The following is a 15669-nucleotide window of genomic DNA, read 5'->3' as shown; positions in this document are numbered from 1 at the left end:
GATCGTAGGTACAGTTGCGGGAGATGAATGCAAGTGCCGGGCCAGTTTTGTCCGACGCTTTGGAAAAGCGCCGGACGGCTCGTTTTATTGGGTTAGCGCGTCCTGGCGTTCATGCTCATATTCAGGCCGCACCTGAGCGAATTCGCTACTGATCTCGGCGACCAGTTTGGCGATTTGTGCAGGGCTTTTGTCTTTGGCGTCCGACTCAAGCCTCTGACAAAGCTCGGCCAGTCGAACCGCGCCCATGTTGCCGGCGCTGCCCTTGAAGCTATGAGCCACTTCGGACAAGACCTTGGCATCGGCAGTCTCGCGCAGCTCAAGCAGGCGGTTTTCCGAATCCGCCAGAAAGGTATCCAGCAATTCGGGATAACCATCCTCCATGACTTCGCGCAGTACGCTGAGCACCTCGCGATCAATATGTTTATCAGTCACTTGCTCACTCCTTGATCAAGAATTGCGCCGATTATGCCTCAATCTCCCAGAAAAACTCCACGTGGGCACTACGACCTTCGTCCGACCAACTCGCGTTGCGCCCCAATTGCCGGACCAGACTGACACCGCGTCCCGACAGACGGACACCGTCCAGGGGCCGATCCATGACCCTTGCGACATCGAAACCCTTACCGCTGTCGTCGACACGGATAAGCAGACACCCGCCCTTGCCTTGCGGCTTCACCTGCAAATGCACACGCACAAAGCCATCCTGCAAACTCTCCAGACGCACGTTGCGCTGCTCATAGTAGCGGGCGAATCCCGAGGCATCGCGCTTGAGGCTGGAGTCCAGACCCAACACCCCGTGCTCCAGTGCATTGGAATACAACTCGGCGAGCACGCTGTATAGCGCGCCGCTTTGCGCCCGTAGCCCATGCACCTCCTGGAGCAACTGCAACAGGTACGGCAACGGATTGAAACGCTTTAACGTGGCGCCACGAAATTCGAAACTCGCCGACCAGTCCAGCGGACACGACTGACCGCTGTCGGAGTACACCGGCACCGCAGGGTGCACCTGCTCAGGCTCAAGCAGGCTGACCTCGACCATACTCACATCGTCGCGAGCCTCACCGCGAAAATCGCGCAGCGCCTGCTCGATCTCGTCGAACAGTCGATCTGGCTCGCGATTGCTGGCGAACACTCGCTGCAAACGCTCGACGCCGAACAACTGATCACTGGCGTTACTGGTGTCGATCACCCCGTCGGACAACAGGAAGACCCGATCACCGACGGCCATCGGATGCACCTGCGTGCAGTCATCGAACGCCTGCGGGCTCAATACCCCCAACGGCAAATGTCGCGCAGCCAGAGGCTCGCGCTCGCCGCTGGCAATCCGGTGCAGATAGCCGTCCGGCATGCCACCGTTCCAGACTTCGACCGAACGCCTTTGAGAACTCAGGCACAGCAGCGTCGCACAACAGAACATGTCCACCGGCAGGATGCGCTTGAGCTTGGCGTTCATCTCGCGCAGGGTTTCCGCCAAGCCGTAGCCCTTGGCCGTCATGCCGTAAAACACTTCGGCCAACGGCATCGCACCGACGGCGGCCGGCAAGCCATGGCCGGTGAAATCACCCAGCAACACATGCATGTCGCCCGCCGGCGTATACGCCGCCAGCAATAGGTCGCCATTGAACAGCGCATAGGGTGATTGCAGATAACGAATATTCGGCGCACTCAGGCAACCGGAGTGCGCGACCTTGTCAAACACGGCTTTTGCGACCCGTTGCTCGTTGAGCAGGTAATCGTGATGTTTGGCGATCAGGTCGCGCTGCTGCAGCACCGTGGCTTGCAAGCGGCGCAAGCGGTCCATCGCCTTGATTTTGGCGGCAAGAATCACCTGGTTGTAGGGCTTCGCCAGAAAGTCGTCACCACCGGCCTCCAGACAGCGGGCCAACGCCTCACTTTCGGTGAGCGAAGTCAGGAAGATGATCGGCACCAGGGTTTCCCCGGCCAGCGCCTTGATCTGCCGCGCAGCCTCGAAACCGTCCATCACCGGCATCATCGCGTCCATCAGGACAAGATGCGGTTGCTGCCGGCGGAAGATCTCGACAGCATCGGCACCATTGGCCGCCGTCAGCACCTCATGGCCCTGACGGCGAACGATGGTCGACAACAGCAACCGGTCGGCGGCGCTGTCTTCGGCGATCAGAATTGTCAGCGGCTCGGAATCAGCCTGCATTGCGCTTATGCCACGTCGAAGATTTGTTCGAAATTTGAAATCGCAAGAATCTTGCGAACATCGGCATTGGCGTGGGTCAGCGTGATTTCGGCACTCTCACCGCCGGCATGATCGCGCAGCAGCAACAACATCCCGAGCGCCGAACTGTCGAGGTAAGTGGCGTCTTTCAGATCCACTTCAAAGGATTCGGGTTTCGGCTGCAGATTCTCGTAGGACTCTCGAAATTCCTGATGCTTGGCGAAATCGAATCGACCCTTGACTAAAATCGTCAGTTTTTGACCATCCGGGGATAATTCTGTAACGACTGACATTGACTGGCTTCCTTGTCATGAACAACCTTGTACAAGGTTTAGCACCAGATCCAAGCACGAGCAACTTAGAAATGGCTTGATATGCGAGCACCTGCTTCGCTGCGTGGTTCGAAAACCGTTCGTCGCTACTGTCAGATCTGACAGTAGCGTCAGATCCAGCTACATCATTCAATTGTGGAGCAGCAAGATCGCTGCATACAAAACCACAGGATCGCAATCATGAACAATGCACTCGCGAATTTTACCGCCCCCCATCTGCATGGCACCAGCTCGCCCATTATCGTCAGCAGAGCTGAGTTTGAGAGCGGTAAAGCAGCGCTTATGGCGTGGTGTGCCGCAGACCTGAATGATCAGGTCACTTTCGTGCTGAATACGGACGACGGAAAATCGTACGAAAAAATCGTCAACGTGAGCCCGGGTGGTGCGAGCAGTGGGAAAGTTGGCTCAAAATTTAATAGCGCAGATGATTGGCAGCTAATCGGTCAGCAGGTAACAACATACTTCACTGTTAGTCGCAATTCAGTACCCTTGGGCCGATCGGAAACGTTCAGGTTTCAAGTCTTAAAATAATGAGCTCATAAGTCACGCCGCGCCAAGATCAAAAAACATCCCGCCGCGGCAAGCGCTGGGACAACTCATCGAGCAGCTTCTGCTCGCGTTTGTCTTCAAGGCGTTGCGCCTCTTCGCGATAGCGCTGCACCAGTTTGCGCAGGCCCTCGACCTTGGCGAAGGCCTGTTGCCATTCCTCACGAGCCTTGTCGAGCTTGTTCTGGTGCCAGACCAGGCTCTGCCGCTGCTGGTCAACGGCGGTGTCGAGTTGCGCCAGAAAGCCCTGGAAGCCGAGCAGCCATTGCCCACTGACGCCAGTGCTGCCGCGCACGATCCATTGCTGCGAGTAATCCAGACGGAAGGCGTGCAGGTCGGCGAGTTTGCTTTCGGCGACCTTCACCTGGCCCTGAAAATAACCCAGGCGCTGCACGGCGGTTTTCTCGGCCTGTTCGGCCATGTCCACCACCGGAGCGAGACGCGCGGCTCGGCTGACGGCCATGGCCGGTTACCCGCCCGCCGCAGGGGCGAACAGGGTCTCGAGATAGGACTGGCTTTCGCCCATGTTGATTTTGTCGTTGAGGCCCTGACGCTGGTACCTGACCAATTGCGGTTGCAGGGAAATCGCAAGATCGGTCTCGCGATCGCCACCAGCGACGTACGCACCGACGCTGATGAGGTCGCGACTCTGCTGATAGCGCGACCACAATTGCTTGAAATACTGCGCGCGCTGCATATGTTCCGCCGAGACCACCGCCGGCATCACCCGGCTGATCGAGGCTTCGATATCGATGGCCGGGTAGTGCCCTTCCTCTGCCAGACGCCGCGACAGCACGATGTGGCCATCAAGTACGCCCCGCGCCGAGTCGGCAATCGGGTCCTGTTGGTCATCGCCCTCGGACAGTACCGTGTAGAACGCGGTGATCGAACCCCCGCCCTTCTCGGCATTACCGGCACGCTCCACCAATTTCGGCAGTTTGGCGAACACCGAGGGCGGATAACCCTTGGTCGCTGGCGGCTCGCCGATGGCCAAAGCGATTTCCCGCTGCGCCTGGGCGAAACGGGTCAGCGAATCCATCAGCAACAGGACGTTCTTGCCCTTGTCGCGGAAATACTCGGCAATCCGCGTGCAGTACATCGCCGCGCGCAAACGCATCAGCGGCGCATCGTCCGCCGGCGAGGCCACCACCACCGAACGCTTGAGGCCTTCTTCACCGAGGATGTGCTCGATGAATTCTTTAACTTCGCGACCCCGCTCACCGATCAGACCGACGACGATAATGTCGGCCTCGGTGAAGCGGGTCATCATGCCCAGCAATACCGATTTACCGACACCAGTACCGGCGAACAGACCCAGACGCTGACCACGGCCCACCGTCAACAAACCGTTGATGCAACGGATGCCGACGTCCAGCGGTACGCTGATCGGGTCGCGGTTGAGCGGGTTGATCGTCGGGCCATCCATCGGCACCCAGTCTTCGGCTTTCATGCCACCCTTGCCGTCCAACGCACGACCGGCGCCATCGAGCACACGGCCGAGCATGCTCATGCCCATCGGCAGTCGACCGGTTTCAGCCAACGGCACCACGCGGGCACCGGGAGCGATACCGGCGACGCTGCCGACCGGCATCAGAAAGACTTTGCTACCGGAGAATCCCATGACTTCCGCTTCCACCTGGGACGGGTGATAGCTGTCGTCATTGATTACCAGGCAGCGCGTGCCCATGGCTGCGCGCAAGCCTTCGGCTTCCAGCGTGAGACCAACCATGCGCAACAGGCGACCTTCGAGAATCGGCGCGCCAGCAATTTCAGTGGCTTCGGCATAGGTGCTGAGGCGCTTGGCGAAACTGGTGCGTTCAAGGCGCATCGGCGGTGTCCGCAAGCGGCTCGTCTGGCTCGGCCGCCGGTTTGACGTCTTCGGCAATATCCAGGCTCAAGTCCGGGGCAGCCGGGTGCAAAGCCTGTTCGTGCAATTGATCGAACAGCTTGTCCATGACCTGAGTGACACGGGTTTCAATGCTCGCGTCGATGCGGCTGTGCGCCGTCTCGACCCGGCAACCACCCGGCATCAGCGCTTCGTCTTCAACGATGCGCCAGGTTTCTTCGTGACGCTCGCGCAGGGCTTTGGCCTGTTCGAAGTCTTGCGGATTGACGTACAGACGCACATTTTCCACGCCCAGCGGCAACAGCTTGAGCGCATCGCGCATGACGTGTTCGATCTGCGACGAATCGATGGCCAGCTCGCGCTTGATCACCTGTTTGGTGATGTGTTGCACGAGATCGACCAGCGATTTTTCGATCTGGGTGTCTTGCTCGGCGATAGGCTCGAACAGGTGAGTCATCAGTTGCTCAAGGCTGGCCAGTTTCGCCGCCAACGCAACTTCGGCTTCCTGACGAACCTTCAGCGTAGCGCTGTGGAAGCCTTCTTTTTCGCCGATGCCGAAGCCCTCGTTGTAAGCCTCCTGACGGATGCTTTCGAGTTCTTCCAGGGTCAGTGGCTGGACTTCTTCCAGCGGCACTTCTTCCATTTCCGGCGGTTCGGGCTCCGGCTCCGGCTCGGGTTCCGGTTTCGGCGGATCGAAGCTTGGCATTGCCCAAGACTCGAAGCCACGGACATCGCGGGCACGGATCAGATCCGTCACATCGTCATCGTGCTTATCCATGGGCTTAGATCATTTCCTCGCCGCCCTTGCCACCGAGCACGATCTCTCCGGCTTCGGCCATACGGCGGGCGATGGTGAGGATTTCCTTCTGCGCGGTTTCGACGTCGCTGACGCGCACCGGGCCTTTGGCCTCGAGATCGTCGCGCAACAGTTCGGCCGCACGTTTGGACATGTTCTTGAAGATCTTTTCTTTGACGCCTTCGTCCGAACCCTTGAGGGCCAGCACCAGCACGTCGGAAGACACTTCGCGCAACAGCGCCTGAATGCCACGGTCGTCGACATCGGCGAGGTTGTTGAACACGAACATGAGGTCTTCGATCTGACCGGACAGGTCTTCGTCGACTTCGCGGATCGAGTCCATGAGCTGGCCTTCGATCGAGCTGTCGAGGAAGTTCATGATGTCTGCCGCACGCTTGATGCCACCCAGGGTGGTGCGCGAGGCGTTCGAGTTGCCGGAGAACTGCTTCTCGAGAATCTGGTTCAATTCTTTCAGTGCCGCTGGCTGCACGGTGTTCAACGACGAGACGCGCAGGATGATGTCCAGACGCACCTTGTGGTCAAAGTTGCCGAGCACTTCACCGGCCTGATCCGGGTCGAGGTACGCAACCACGATGGCCTGGATCTGCGGGTGTTCGTAACGGATCACGTCGGCTACGGCGCGTGGCTCCATCCATTTCAGGCTGTCGAGGCCGCTGGTGTTGCCACCGAGCAGGATACGGTCGATCAGGCCGTTGGCTTTGTCTTCACCCAGGGCCTGGGTGAGCATTTTGCGCACGTAGTCGTCGGAGCCGACGCCGAGGCTGGTCTGGTCGCCGACGATGTCGACGAACTCGCTCATGACCTGCTCGACCTGTTCGCGATGGACGTTACCCATCTGCGCCATGGCCACGCCGACACGCTGAACCTCTTTCGGGCCCATGTGGCGCAGCACTTGCGCAGCATCGGTCGAACCCAGGGACAGCAGCAGAATCGCGGCTTTGTCGACCTTGTTCAGTTTGACGGTGGCGGCTCGGTTATCACTCATCTGCGTTAATCCACTCTTTCACGACCTGAGCCACACGACCCGGGTCTTCAGCCACAAGGCTCTTGATTGCATTCAGTTGCGCGTCATAACCCTCACTCGGGCTCGGCAACAGAATGCTCTGCGGACCACCGAGGCTTACGCGATCGTTGGAAAGTTCGCCGTCCAGGCCGCCCATGCCACCGAGTTCCACGTCGCCGCCAAGACCGGCCAGCTCCTTGCCTTTGCCACCGCCGGTGATGTTGTTCAACACCGGGCGCAGCACACCAAACACCAGCACGAGGATGAACAACACACCCAGCACTTGTTTGACGATGTCCCAGAACCATGGCTGGGAGTAGAACGGAATATCGGCAATCACTTCGCCGCGCTCGGCGGAGAACGGCATGTTGATCACGCTGACACTGTCGCCACGGCTGGCATCGAAGCCGACCGCGTCCTGTACCAGACGGGTGAAGCGCGACAATTCGTCGGCGCTCCACGGCGCGCGGGTGATTTCCCCGTTAGCCGCATTGACCTTGACCTGATCATCGACAACCACCGACACCGACAGGCGATTCAGGCGACCCTGCTGCTGTTTGGTGTGGCTGATGGAACGGTCGAGTTCGAAGTTCTTGGTGGATTGTTGACGCTTGTCTGCCGGGTACGGCGCGAGCATCGGCTGGCCGGTGGCCGGATCCATGATCTGCTGGCCGTTGGCGTCAACCAATGGCTGACCCGGCTGCACCATGCTGGCAGGCGCTGCGGCGCCACCGGTGGTTTGCGGTGCCGAGGCTGGCGACGGTGGCTGGTTGCTCAGGGCACCCGGCACACCTTGCGGGCCATTGCTGGCGGTACGTTGTTCGTTGACCGACTGTTCACTGCGCAGCGCCGGTTGATCCGGGTTGAACTGCTCGGCGGTGGACTCGACAGCATTGAAATCGATATCGGCCGACACTTCAGCCTTGTAGCGGTCGTTACCCAACACCGGTTGCAGAATGTTGTGCACGCGCTGAGTCAGCATGCTTTCCATGCGGCGGCTGTAATCGAACTGCTTGCCGGCCATGGTCATTTCGGAGTTTTCCGCCTGATCAGAGAGCAGGTTGCCCTTCTGGTCGACGACGGTGATCTGCGATTTGCTCAGCTCGGGAACGGAGGTGGCCACCAGATTGATGATCGCCACGACCTGGCCCGGCTCCAGCGAACGACCGGAATACAGCTCGACCAGCACCGAAGCGCTTGGCTTGCGTTCATCACGCACGAACACCGAGCTCTTCGGAATCGCCAGGTGCACGCGAGCGCCCTTGACGTTGTTCAGGCTGGAAATGGTACGGGCCAGTTCACCTTCGAGGCCGCGACGATAATTGGTCGCTTCCATGAACTGGCTGGTGCCCAGACCCTGTTCCTTGTCGAGGATTTCGAAACCGATGTTGCCGTCGCTGGGAGTGACACCAGCAGCAGCGAGTTTCATCCGCGCACGGGACAGGTCATCGGCCTTGACCAGCAAGGCGCCAGAATTCGGTTCAACGGTGTAAGGAATATCGGCGGAGGCCAGGGTGTCCATCACCTGCTTGGCGTCCAGGCCGGCAAGGCTGCCGTACAACGGACGGTAATCCGGCTGCTGCGACCACAGCACCACGGCAAAGCCAATCGCCACGCTCGCAGCCAGGCCGACCAACAGGCCCACCTGACGCAGCACGGTCATCTCGGAGAGGTTTTCCAGGAAGGACAGGCCGAACAGCGGCGGTTTGCCGTCTATCGGGGTGGCCTTGGCCGGAACGTTATCGGCGACTGCTTCTGCCATGACTCAATCTCGTCCTTAAACCGGCATCTGCATGATGTCTTGATAAGCCTGAACCAGCTTGTTGCGCACCTGGGTCAGAGCCTGGAACGACACGCTGGCTTTTTGCGAAGCGATCATCACGTCCGTCAGATCGACGCCGCTCTTGCCCACTTCAAATGCGTTGGCCAGTTGAGTCGACGCCTGCTGGGTATCGCTGACTTTGTTGATGGCCTGACCGAGCATGTCGGAAAAGCTGCTGCCTGCCAGTTCAGGGACAGCGGCAGTCGATTTCGGCGCAGACATGGCATCCAGCTTCATGGCCTTCATGTCTGTCATCAACCGATTAAATTCAATACCTTGGCTCATGGTCTACTCTCTTGGGCGGCCCGCAATTTTTTGACACTCACTCGGCGGGTACACAGGTATTAGCAACAAGGGTGCCAGCTCATGGGCACCCCTTTCAGAAAAGCATTTTCAAATCTTTGCGCCACGACTCAGGTGGCGAACAGGTAGCCTTCGACATCCATCCCGGCATCACGCATTTGCGCCAACTTGTAACGCAGGGTGCGCGGACTGATGCCGAGCTTTTCCGCTGCTTCCTTGCGCCGGCCACGCTCGGTGCGCAGGGTGTCGATGATCATCTGAAACTCCCGGCGGCGCAGGTCATCACCCAGGGCGCCGGCCGAATCCGCTTCGATCTCCACCTCACGAATCACGGCAGGCACCGGCACTACCGCTGGCAACGTGGCGAACATCACCGGCCCGGCAAGACAGAAATCCTGCGGCTGGATCAAGCCGCCCTGCTGCAAAATCAACGCACGCTGAATCGCGTTATCCAGCTCGCGCACATTGCCCGGCCATGGATAACCGATCAGGCACGCCTGCGCCTCTGGCGAAAGTTTTGCCGCCGCATGCTTCATTTTATTGACGTGCTTGGCCAGCAAGCGCTCAGCCAGCGGCAAGATATCGGCAGTGCGCTCGCGAAGTGGACGCCAGGCCAGGGGAAAAACCGACAGACGGTAAAAAAGATCTTCACGAAAACGCCCCGCCGCCACTTCCCCGGCCAGGTCGCGGTTGGTGGTGGCGACCACGCGGATGTCCAGGGTGATCGGCTTGCGCGCCCCCACCCGCTCGACTTCGCGCTCCTGCAACACGCGCAGCAGTTTGGCTTGCAGGCCGAGGGGCATTTCGGAAATTTCGTCGAGCAGGATGGTCCCGCCGTCGGCCTGTTCGAACTTGCCCGCCTGCGCCGCAATGGCGCCAGTGAACGAGCCTTTCTCGTGACCGAACAACGTCGCTTCGAGCATGTTGTCGGGGATGGCCGCGCAATTGATCGCAATGAACGGTTGACTGGCACGATGGGATTGCTGGTGAATGTAGCGCGCCAGCACTTCCTTGCCGGTACCGGACTCGCCAGAAATCAGCACGGTGGAATCACTGCGGGCGACACGCGCTGCCAACTCCAGAAGCTGGGCACTGGCCGGCTCGACCGCGATCGGGCCATCAGCTTCGCATGCGCCAATATTGCCCAGCGCATGCCGCGCCACCAGATCCAGCAAGGCCTTGGGCTCAAACGGTTTGACCAGATAGTCCGCCGCACCTTGGCGCATCGCATCGACGGCACGCTCGACCGCACCGTGGGCGGTCATGAGCAACACCGGCAACTGCGGCTGACGGGCACGCAGCAACGCGAGCAATTGATGACCATCCATGCCGGGCATGTTGACGTCGCTGACCACCAGGCTGAATGCTTCGCGCGCTACCGCCGTCAGTGCCTCTTCAGCACTGCCGACCGCGTGATAATCATGACCGGCCAACAGCAACGTATCGGCCAGCGCCTCACGCAACGAGCGGTCATCCTCGACCAGCAAAACCTTGATGCCCATGACGTTCACTCAGCTCCTTGTCCAGCGCAAAACAGCGGCAGGATCACCTGCGCGCACGTGCCGCGTCCGACCCGCGAACGCAGCTGCAATTCTCCCTGATGTGCCCGTGCCACAGCCTTGACCACGGTCAGGCCGAGGCCGGTACCGGTGACTTTGGTGGTAAAAAATGGTTCGCCGAGGCGCGCCAGCACGGTCGGTTCGATCCCGCTGCCGGTATCGCTGACGCACAACCGCAGCGTGTTGTCTCGGCTGTAGCAATGCACTTTCAGACGTACATCGCCGGCGCTGGCCTGAATCGCGTTCTCGATCAGATTCAAAAGCGCGCCGACCAGCGTGTCGCGATTGCACAGCAACTCGCCGGCGTGGCTGTCGCACTGCCAGCGAATCGGCAGGTCCTGCACGTGGGTCAACGCGGCAGCTTGCAGTGACTGCATCAAGGCATTGGGCGTGATGCGATCGGTCAGCGGCAGTTCACCGCGAGCGAAGACCAGCATGTCGCGCACCTGATGCTCCAGCTCATGCAGACGCTCCTTGAGGCGTCCGGCGAAACGCTGCTGGGTGGCGACAGGCAGTTCCTGCTCGGTCAAATGACTGGCATAGAGCAACGCGGCGGACAACGGCGTGCGGATCTGATGCGCCAGCGAGGCGACCATGCGCCCCAGCGAGGACAGACGTTCGTGGCGCGCCAGTTGATCTTGCAGATGACGGGTTTCTGTCAGGTCGTTGAGCAGCACCAGTTGCCCCGGCTCGGCATCCAGCGAGCGCGTGGCAATCGACAGGCGTCGACCGTTTTTCAGGGAGATTTCGTGGCCGTCGTCTTCACGCGGCGCAAAGCAACGTGCGATGACATGGCGCCACAGTTCGCCGTCCAGCGGCAGACCAAGCAGTTCGATGGCGGCCGGGTTGGCTTCGCGCACGATGCCGTGACCGTCAATCACGATGACGCCACCGGGCAACAGATCAAGAAGGTTTTGCAGACGGTTGGCCAGACGTTCTTTTTCCGCCAGCTCCTGCATGCGCTGGGCACTGACCACCGCCAGCTCACCCTTGAGTTCGGTCACCCGCGCTTCGAGCATGCTGTAGGAGTCAGTCAACTGACTGGACATCTGGTTGAACAGCTCGAAAGCCTGCTCAAGACCCTGTCGGCTTGCCTGCTCTACGGAGGACGGTTGCCCCTCGGGACTGGAGGCAGAAGACATCTGGGCGGCTTGGGGCATTGTGCTCTCTCGCTTGGCTGACCGTCAGTTAAACGGAACGTTGCGAGGGATGTAGCAATACCCGTGCCTAAAAAAAACTGCTTATAAATGAAGCAGTTGAAAAACAGGCGTCAATCCTCCGCCTGTTCGTCTCCATCGCGCCGGCTCATGCCGTACTTGCGCATCTTCTCGACCAGCGTGGTACGTCGAATGCGCAGACGCTCGGCGGCACGCGCAACGATGCCATTGGCATCGTCCAGCGCCTGCTGGATCAGGCCCTGCTCCAGACCACCGAGGTAGTCCTTCAGATCCAGACCTTCCGGCGGCAGCATGGCATTGGCGGTGAAGTCCGGCGTATGACCATTGATGGCCACGCGCTCTTCGAGATCGCTGCGCAGGCTGTCGACCATTTGCTCGTCTTCGTCATCGACGTAGCGGAATTTCTTCGGCAACTCGACGACGCCAATCACCCCGTACGGATGCATGATCGCCATGCGCTCCACCAGGTTGGCCAGCTCACGGACGTTGCCCGGCCAGCCGTGACGGCACAGCGACATGATTGCTGCCGAGTTGAAGCGGATCGAACCGCGCTTCTCGTGCTCCATGCGCGAGATCAGCTCGTTCATCAGCAACGGAATGTCTTCGACGCGCTCACGCAGCGGCGCCATCTCGATCGGGAACACGTTCAGGCGATAGTAGAGATCTTCGCGGAACGTGCCGATCTCGATCATGCTTTCGAGATTCTTGTGGGTCGCAGCAATGATGCGCACATCGACGCTCTGGGTCTTGTTGCTGCCCACGCGTTCGAAGGTGCGCTCCTGCAACACGCGCAGCAGTTTGACCTGCATCGGCAGTGGCATGTCGCCGATTTCATCGAGGAACAGCGTCCCGCCGTTGGCCAGCTCGAAGCGCCCGGCACGGCTGGTGATTGCACCGGTGAAGGCGCCCTTCTCGTGGCCGAACAGTTCGCTTTCGAGCAGCTCTGCCGGGATCGCCCCGCAGTTGACCGGCACGAATGGCGCGTCGCGACGCTTGGAGTGGTAGTGCAGGTTACGCGCGACCACTTCCTTGCCGGTGCCGGACTCGCCAAGGATCAGCACGCTGGCGTCGGTGTCGGCCACTTGCTGCATCATCTGACGCACGTGCTGGATCGCCCGGCTGGTGCCGACGAGGCTGCGGAACAGATTGGGTTCGCGATGACGGCCGCGTTCGCGGGCCTGGTCATACATTTCGCGATAGACCTGGGCGCGGTGCAGAGAGTCGAGCAATTTGCTGTAGCTGGGCGGCATTTCGAGGGTCGAAAGCACTCGGCGACGCTGGTCTTCGGGCAAGTCGACGGAAGAATTATCACCCATCAGCAAAACCGGAAGGAACTCATCCCAGGTTGAGAGTGTCTTTAGCAAGCCCAAAAGCGCACCAGGAGCATTGACCGTCCCGATCAGTACGCAAATGACCTCACGACTAGACGACAAAGAGCCGACTGCCTGCTGCCAGTCATGGCTGCCGCAGGGTAAATTTTCTTCGCCGAGAAAATTTAGAATCACCGCCAGGTCGCGGCGGCGGACGCTATCGTCATCAATCAGCAGAATTTTGGTTTCACGCCACATGCAATAGCAACTTCCCTAGTCAACTCAATGCCCGAAAAATGGGGCAAGCGAGACGCTTGCAGGACACCTTGTGCCTGTAGACGCCTGAAATCTGAAAACAGCCACTAGTTAAGTCAAAAAACCGTGCACAGTCAAATTTATGGCGCACATGTCTGGATTAACTGGAGGTTAATTAACCAAACAGATGGTAAACCTTTGCCGCCTTTTGCGCTTGGGTGATCTGCGACATCTCGTTGGCTATCGCTTGCCGCTCACCCATGGCCGCCTCAAGAAGCTCCTTGTAGACATGGAGCAACTCCTCAAGGTTATCGCGCAACGCGACCTCGTCCAGCGAGGCCTCGGCCATGACGTCTTCCATGCAGGAACGGCAAGCCAGATCCAGCTCGCCAATGGCTTCCCAGTTGCGCTCGGCCAAGGCACCGACCAACGCTTCACGGGTATCGGCAATTCGCTGCAATACAAGACTCATGGTGCTCTCCTTAAAACTGCGGGCCTGGTGGAGCAATGCCGTCCCAGCCTTCTTTTACGGTGCGCAGCAGGCCGGCAACTTCGTCGAGAATCCGTGGATCACTCTTGGCGTTGGCTTCGGCGAGTCGCTTCATCATGTAGATGTAGAGCTGGTTGAGCTCACCTACCGAATCCGCGCTGTTTTCCAGATCCAGGCCTTCACACAGGCCACCGATAATGCCCACGGCCTTGCTGATGGCCGTGCATTTGGCAGCAATATCCTTGCGCTCGATGGCGCCCTTGGCCTCGGCAATACGCCCCAGGCCACCTTCCATCAACATTTGCACCAAACGGTGCGGGCTCGCTTCGGACGTCTGTGCATGCGCGCCGACTTTCTGGTATTGCCGAAGGGCTAACATCGGATTCATGTTCTACCTCATTGCCACAATGACTCGTATATCCAGTGTATCGCCAACGAATCAGAGAACTTTAGATCAAAAGACAAAAACCCGGCACACGCCGATAAAGCGTAGCCGGGTTTTTGTCGTGCCTGCCTGTTACTTCGCAGACTGCTGAGCGGTCAGCGAGCTGAAGAACGACGTGATGTTGCTCGCCGTCGCCTTCATCTGCCCTACCAGCAAGTCCATGGCGTTGTACTTGGCAGTCAACGTCTTGGTCAGGTTGGCGACACGCAAGTCCAGCGCCGCTTGCTGGTCGGTCAGGTTTCGGGTGTTTTTGGTGAGAATGGCCATGCGCTGATCAAGCAGACTGACACCTTTGAGCTCTCCCGCCGGTGGCTTGAGATACGGATCAACAGCCTTGTTCATACGCGCCAGCAAACCATTGGTGTCGTTGGTGCCGTTGAACAACTGCTGAACCTGGCCGGTCATGCCTGGCTGCGCCATGGTTTTGTTGAAGGCATTGGTATCGAACGTCAGGTTGCCGGTGTTGCGGTCGGTCATCACACCCAACTGGGACAGCACCGCCAATGGACCGCCGGCCCCTTCCGCAGTCAACTGACCACGAATATCGGCAATCAGCGAGCGCGGCATCGCGTCACCTGTGAATGCTGCTTGCACAGTCAGCTTGCCATCCGCATCCGGCGTCGCCTTGGACAGCGTGTCGATGGTCGTCTTCAACGTGTTGTAAGCGTCGACGAACGACTGAATCGATGTCTGCAACCCTTTGGTGTTGGCATCCACGGTGACAACAGTCGGAGTCGCAACGGTACCGGTGACAGGGCTGACAGTCGTCAGGTTCAGGGTCAAGCCACTGATTGCACCGGTCACCGTGTTGCTTTTGCTGGTGACTGCAAGGCCATCGATGGTCAGCTTGGCGTTTCCCGCCACGTCGTTGACAGCGCCTGAAGCGCCTGCAGCCGGACTAGGGCCCATCTTCTGGGTGCCATCGATTTCCAGACCGGCAATGCCGCTGACTTTGAGGTCAGAACCTTCGCCGGTCTTGCTCGAACTGATCACCAGGCGCGAAGCACCAGAGCTGTCGGTCACAATGTTGGCGGAGATACCGTTGGCGCCCTGAGCCTTGTTGATGGCGTCGCGGGTGGTTTGCAACGTGGCATTTGCCGGAATGTCGACATTGTAATCAGTGCCATTCTGACTGATTTTCAGGGTACCACTCGGAATGGCACTGGCGGCACCGCCGGCGAAAGAGGCGCTGGCGATTTTCGAGCCAGTGGCCAATTGACTGACAACAACGTTGTAATTGCCCGTCACAGCAGTGCTGTCGGACGTCGCGCTCAGAGTGGCATTGTTCGAAGTCGCGGTGAAACCGGCAAATGCAGGATTGGTCTTGCTGCCCAGGTTGGTCATCGCCGTCTGGAACGCGGTCAATGCACTCTTCAGCGAGCCGACACCGGAAATCTTCAGCGTGTTGACTTTGGTCGCGGTATCGATCTGCGTCTGCTTCGGCGCCTTGTCGGCATTGACCAGCGCAGTGACGATCGCACCGATGTCCAGGCCGGAACCCAGTCCGGAACCCGGTAGAATTGGACTTGCCATGTGCATCTCCCTTCAGATTGTTGCCATTCTTTTGACCGTTAC

Annotated in this window: 16 protein-coding genes; 1 reads left to right on the top strand and 15 read right to left on the bottom strand. The window is 59.3% G+C overall.

From position 1 onward, the window contains the following. Nucleotides 1-84: 84 nt before the first annotated feature. The 3 genes from ACVVH8_RS08250 to ACVVH8_RS08240 are packed head-to-tail and all read right to left on the bottom strand — an operon-like array spanning nt 85 to nt 2481. Complete coding sequence (locus ACVVH8_RS08250; protein ID WP_475229441.1) at nt 85-432, bottom strand: Hpt domain-containing protein; 348 nt, start codon at nt 430-432, stop codon at nt 85-87. A 31-nt stretch (nt 433-463) separates the two neighbouring features. After that, nucleotides 464-2170 carry an ATP-binding SpoIIE family protein phosphatase gene (locus tag ACVVH8_RS08245; protein ID WP_401303988.1) on the bottom strand — a complete coding sequence of 569 codons (1707 nt, stop codon included), beginning with the start codon at nt 2168-2170 and terminating at the stop codon, nt 464-466. A 5-nt stretch (nt 2171-2175) separates the two neighbouring features. After that, on the bottom strand, nt 2176-2481 hold the full coding sequence (locus ACVVH8_RS08240; protein ID WP_103305373.1) for an STAS domain-containing protein: 306 nt from the start codon (nt 2479-2481) through the stop codon (nt 2176-2178). 219 nt (nt 2482-2700) lie between these two features. On the opposite strand from ACVVH8_RS08240, the gene ACVVH8_RS08235 reads away from it, so the two are divergent. Continuing rightward, nucleotides 2701-3051, top strand: a complete 351-nt coding sequence (locus ACVVH8_RS08235) for a hypothetical protein (RefSeq protein WP_103305372.1) — start codon at nt 2701-2703, stop codon at nt 3049-3051. A gap of 28 nt (nt 3052-3079) precedes the next feature. Here ACVVH8_RS08235 and fliJ read toward each other — a convergent pair whose 3' ends face one another. From fliJ to fliD, 12 genes are all read right to left on the bottom strand, one after another. Beyond that, nucleotides 3080-3529, bottom strand: a complete 450-nt coding sequence (fliJ, locus tag ACVVH8_RS08230) for a flagellar export protein FliJ (protein ID WP_103305371.1) — start codon at nt 3527-3529, stop codon at nt 3080-3082. A 6-nt stretch (nt 3530-3535) separates the two neighbouring features. Beyond that, entirely contained in the window at nt 3536-4894 is a 1359-nt protein-coding gene (gene fliI / locus ACVVH8_RS08225; protein ID WP_475229439.1) for a flagellar protein export ATPase FliI, read from the bottom strand. Next, nucleotides 4884-5690 (bottom strand): flagellar assembly protein FliH, encoded by an 807-nt coding sequence (gene fliH, locus ACVVH8_RS08220; protein ID WP_103305369.1) that lies wholly within the window; start codon nt 5688-5690, stop codon nt 4884-4886. Before fliH ends, fliI begins: the two co-directional genes overlap by 11 nt. Before the next feature lie 4 nt (nt 5691-5694). Then, nucleotides 5695-6714 carry a flagellar motor switch protein FliG gene (gene fliG, locus ACVVH8_RS08215; protein WP_007920042.1) on the bottom strand — a complete coding sequence of 340 codons (1020 nt, stop codon included), beginning with the start codon at nt 6712-6714 and terminating at the stop codon, nt 5695-5697. Continuing rightward, the gene (fliF, locus tag ACVVH8_RS08210; RefSeq protein ID WP_103305368.1) at nt 6707-8494 is read right to left on the bottom strand and encodes a flagellar basal-body MS-ring/collar protein FliF; all 1788 of its coding nucleotides are present in this window, start codon (nt 8492-8494) and stop codon (nt 6707-6709) included. Before fliF ends, fliG begins: the two co-directional genes overlap by 8 nt. A 15-nt stretch (nt 8495-8509) precedes the next feature. Next, a complete protein-coding gene (gene fliE, locus ACVVH8_RS08205; protein ID WP_103305367.1) occupies nt 8510-8839 on the bottom strand; it encodes a flagellar hook-basal body complex protein FliE in 330 nt (109 codons plus the stop codon). A gap of 128 nt (nt 8840-8967) precedes the next feature. Continuing rightward, nucleotides 8968-10359 (bottom strand): sigma-54-dependent response regulator transcription factor FleR, encoded by a 1392-nt coding sequence (gene fleR / locus ACVVH8_RS08200; RefSeq protein WP_475231144.1) that lies wholly within the window; start codon nt 10357-10359, stop codon nt 8968-8970. A gap of 5 nt (nt 10360-10364) precedes the next feature. Beyond that, nucleotides 10365-11558: a sensor histidine kinase gene (locus ACVVH8_RS08195; RefSeq protein WP_213028756.1), complete on the bottom strand. Its 1194-nt coding sequence runs from the start codon at nt 11556-11558 to the stop codon at nt 10365-10367. 128 nt (nt 11559-11686) lie between these two features. Then, nucleotides 11687-13162, bottom strand: a complete 1476-nt coding sequence (locus tag ACVVH8_RS08190) for a sigma-54 dependent transcriptional regulator (protein ID WP_007920053.1) — start codon at nt 13160-13162, stop codon at nt 11687-11689. A 172-nt stretch (nt 13163-13334) separates the two neighbouring features. After that, complete coding sequence (gene fliT / locus ACVVH8_RS08185) at nt 13335-13631, bottom strand: flagellar protein FliT (protein ID WP_103305364.1); 297 nt, start codon at nt 13629-13631, stop codon at nt 13335-13337. Nucleotides 13632-13641: 10 nt separating this feature from the next. Continuing rightward, nucleotides 13642-14037, bottom strand: coding sequence for a flagellar export chaperone FliS (fliS, locus tag ACVVH8_RS08180; RefSeq protein WP_103305363.1), 396 nt, complete (start codon nt 14035-14037; stop codon nt 13642-13644). Between the two features lie 129 nt (nt 14038-14166). Further along, nucleotides 14167-15627, bottom strand: a complete 1461-nt coding sequence (gene fliD, locus ACVVH8_RS08175) for a flagellar filament capping protein FliD (RefSeq protein ID WP_475229436.1) — start codon at nt 15625-15627, stop codon at nt 14167-14169. Nucleotides 15628-15669: the final 42 nt, after the last annotated feature.

It is taken from the genome of Pseudomonas trutticola BRTCR10, assembly GCF_056155105.1.
This window is presented reverse-complemented; position numbering and strand designations above follow the sequence as displayed.

Coding starts and splice junctions, on each gene's coding strand:
- ACVVH8_RS08245 (WP_401303988.1), bottom strand. CDS start 2,170: ATGCAGGCTGATTCCGAGCCGCTGACAATTCTGATCGCCGAAGACAGC.
- ACVVH8_RS08240 (WP_103305373.1), bottom strand. CDS start 2,481: ATGTCAGTCGTTACAGAATTATCCCCGGATGGTCAAAAACTGACGATT.
- ACVVH8_RS08235 (WP_103305372.1), top strand. CDS start 2,701: ATGAACAATGCACTCGCGAATTTTACCGCCCCCCATCTGCATGGCACC.
- fliJ (WP_103305371.1), bottom strand. CDS start 3,529: ATGGCCGTCAGCCGAGCCGCGCGTCTCGCTCCGGTGGTGGACATGGCC.
- fliI (WP_475229439.1), bottom strand. CDS start 4,894: ATGCGCCTTGAACGCACCAGTTTCGCCAAGCGCCTCAGCACCTATGCC.
- fliH (WP_103305369.1), bottom strand. CDS start 5,690: ATGGATAAGCACGATGACGATGTGACGGATCTGATCCGTGCCCGCGAT.
- fliG (WP_007920042.1), bottom strand. CDS start 6,714: ATGAGTGATAACCGAGCCGCCACCGTCAAACTGAACAAGGTCGACAAA.
- fliF (WP_103305368.1), bottom strand. CDS start 8,494: ATGGCAGAAGCAGTCGCCGATAACGTTCCGGCCAAGGCCACCCCGATA.
- fliE (WP_103305367.1), bottom strand. CDS start 8,839: ATGAGCCAAGGTATTGAATTTAATCGGTTGATGACAGACATGAAGGCC.
- fleR (WP_475231144.1), bottom strand. CDS start 10,359: ATGGGCATCAAGGTTTTGCTGGTCGAGGATGACCGCTCGTTGCGTGAG.
- ACVVH8_RS08195 (WP_213028756.1), bottom strand. CDS start 11,558: ATGTCTTCTGCCTCCAGTCCCGAGGGGCAACCGTCCTCCGTAGAGCAG.
- ACVVH8_RS08190 (WP_007920053.1), bottom strand. CDS start 13,162: ATGTGGCGTGAAACCAAAATTCTGCTGATTGATGACGATAGCGTCCGC.
- fliT (WP_103305364.1), bottom strand. CDS start 13,631: ATGAGTCTTGTATTGCAGCGAATTGCCGATACCCGTGAAGCGTTGGTC.
- fliS (WP_103305363.1), bottom strand. CDS start 14,037: ATGAATCCGATGTTAGCCCTTCGGCAATACCAGAAAGTCGGCGCGCAT.
- fliD (WP_475229436.1), bottom strand. CDS start 15,627: ATGGCAAGTCCAATTCTACCGGGTTCCGGACTGGGTTCCGGCCTGGAC.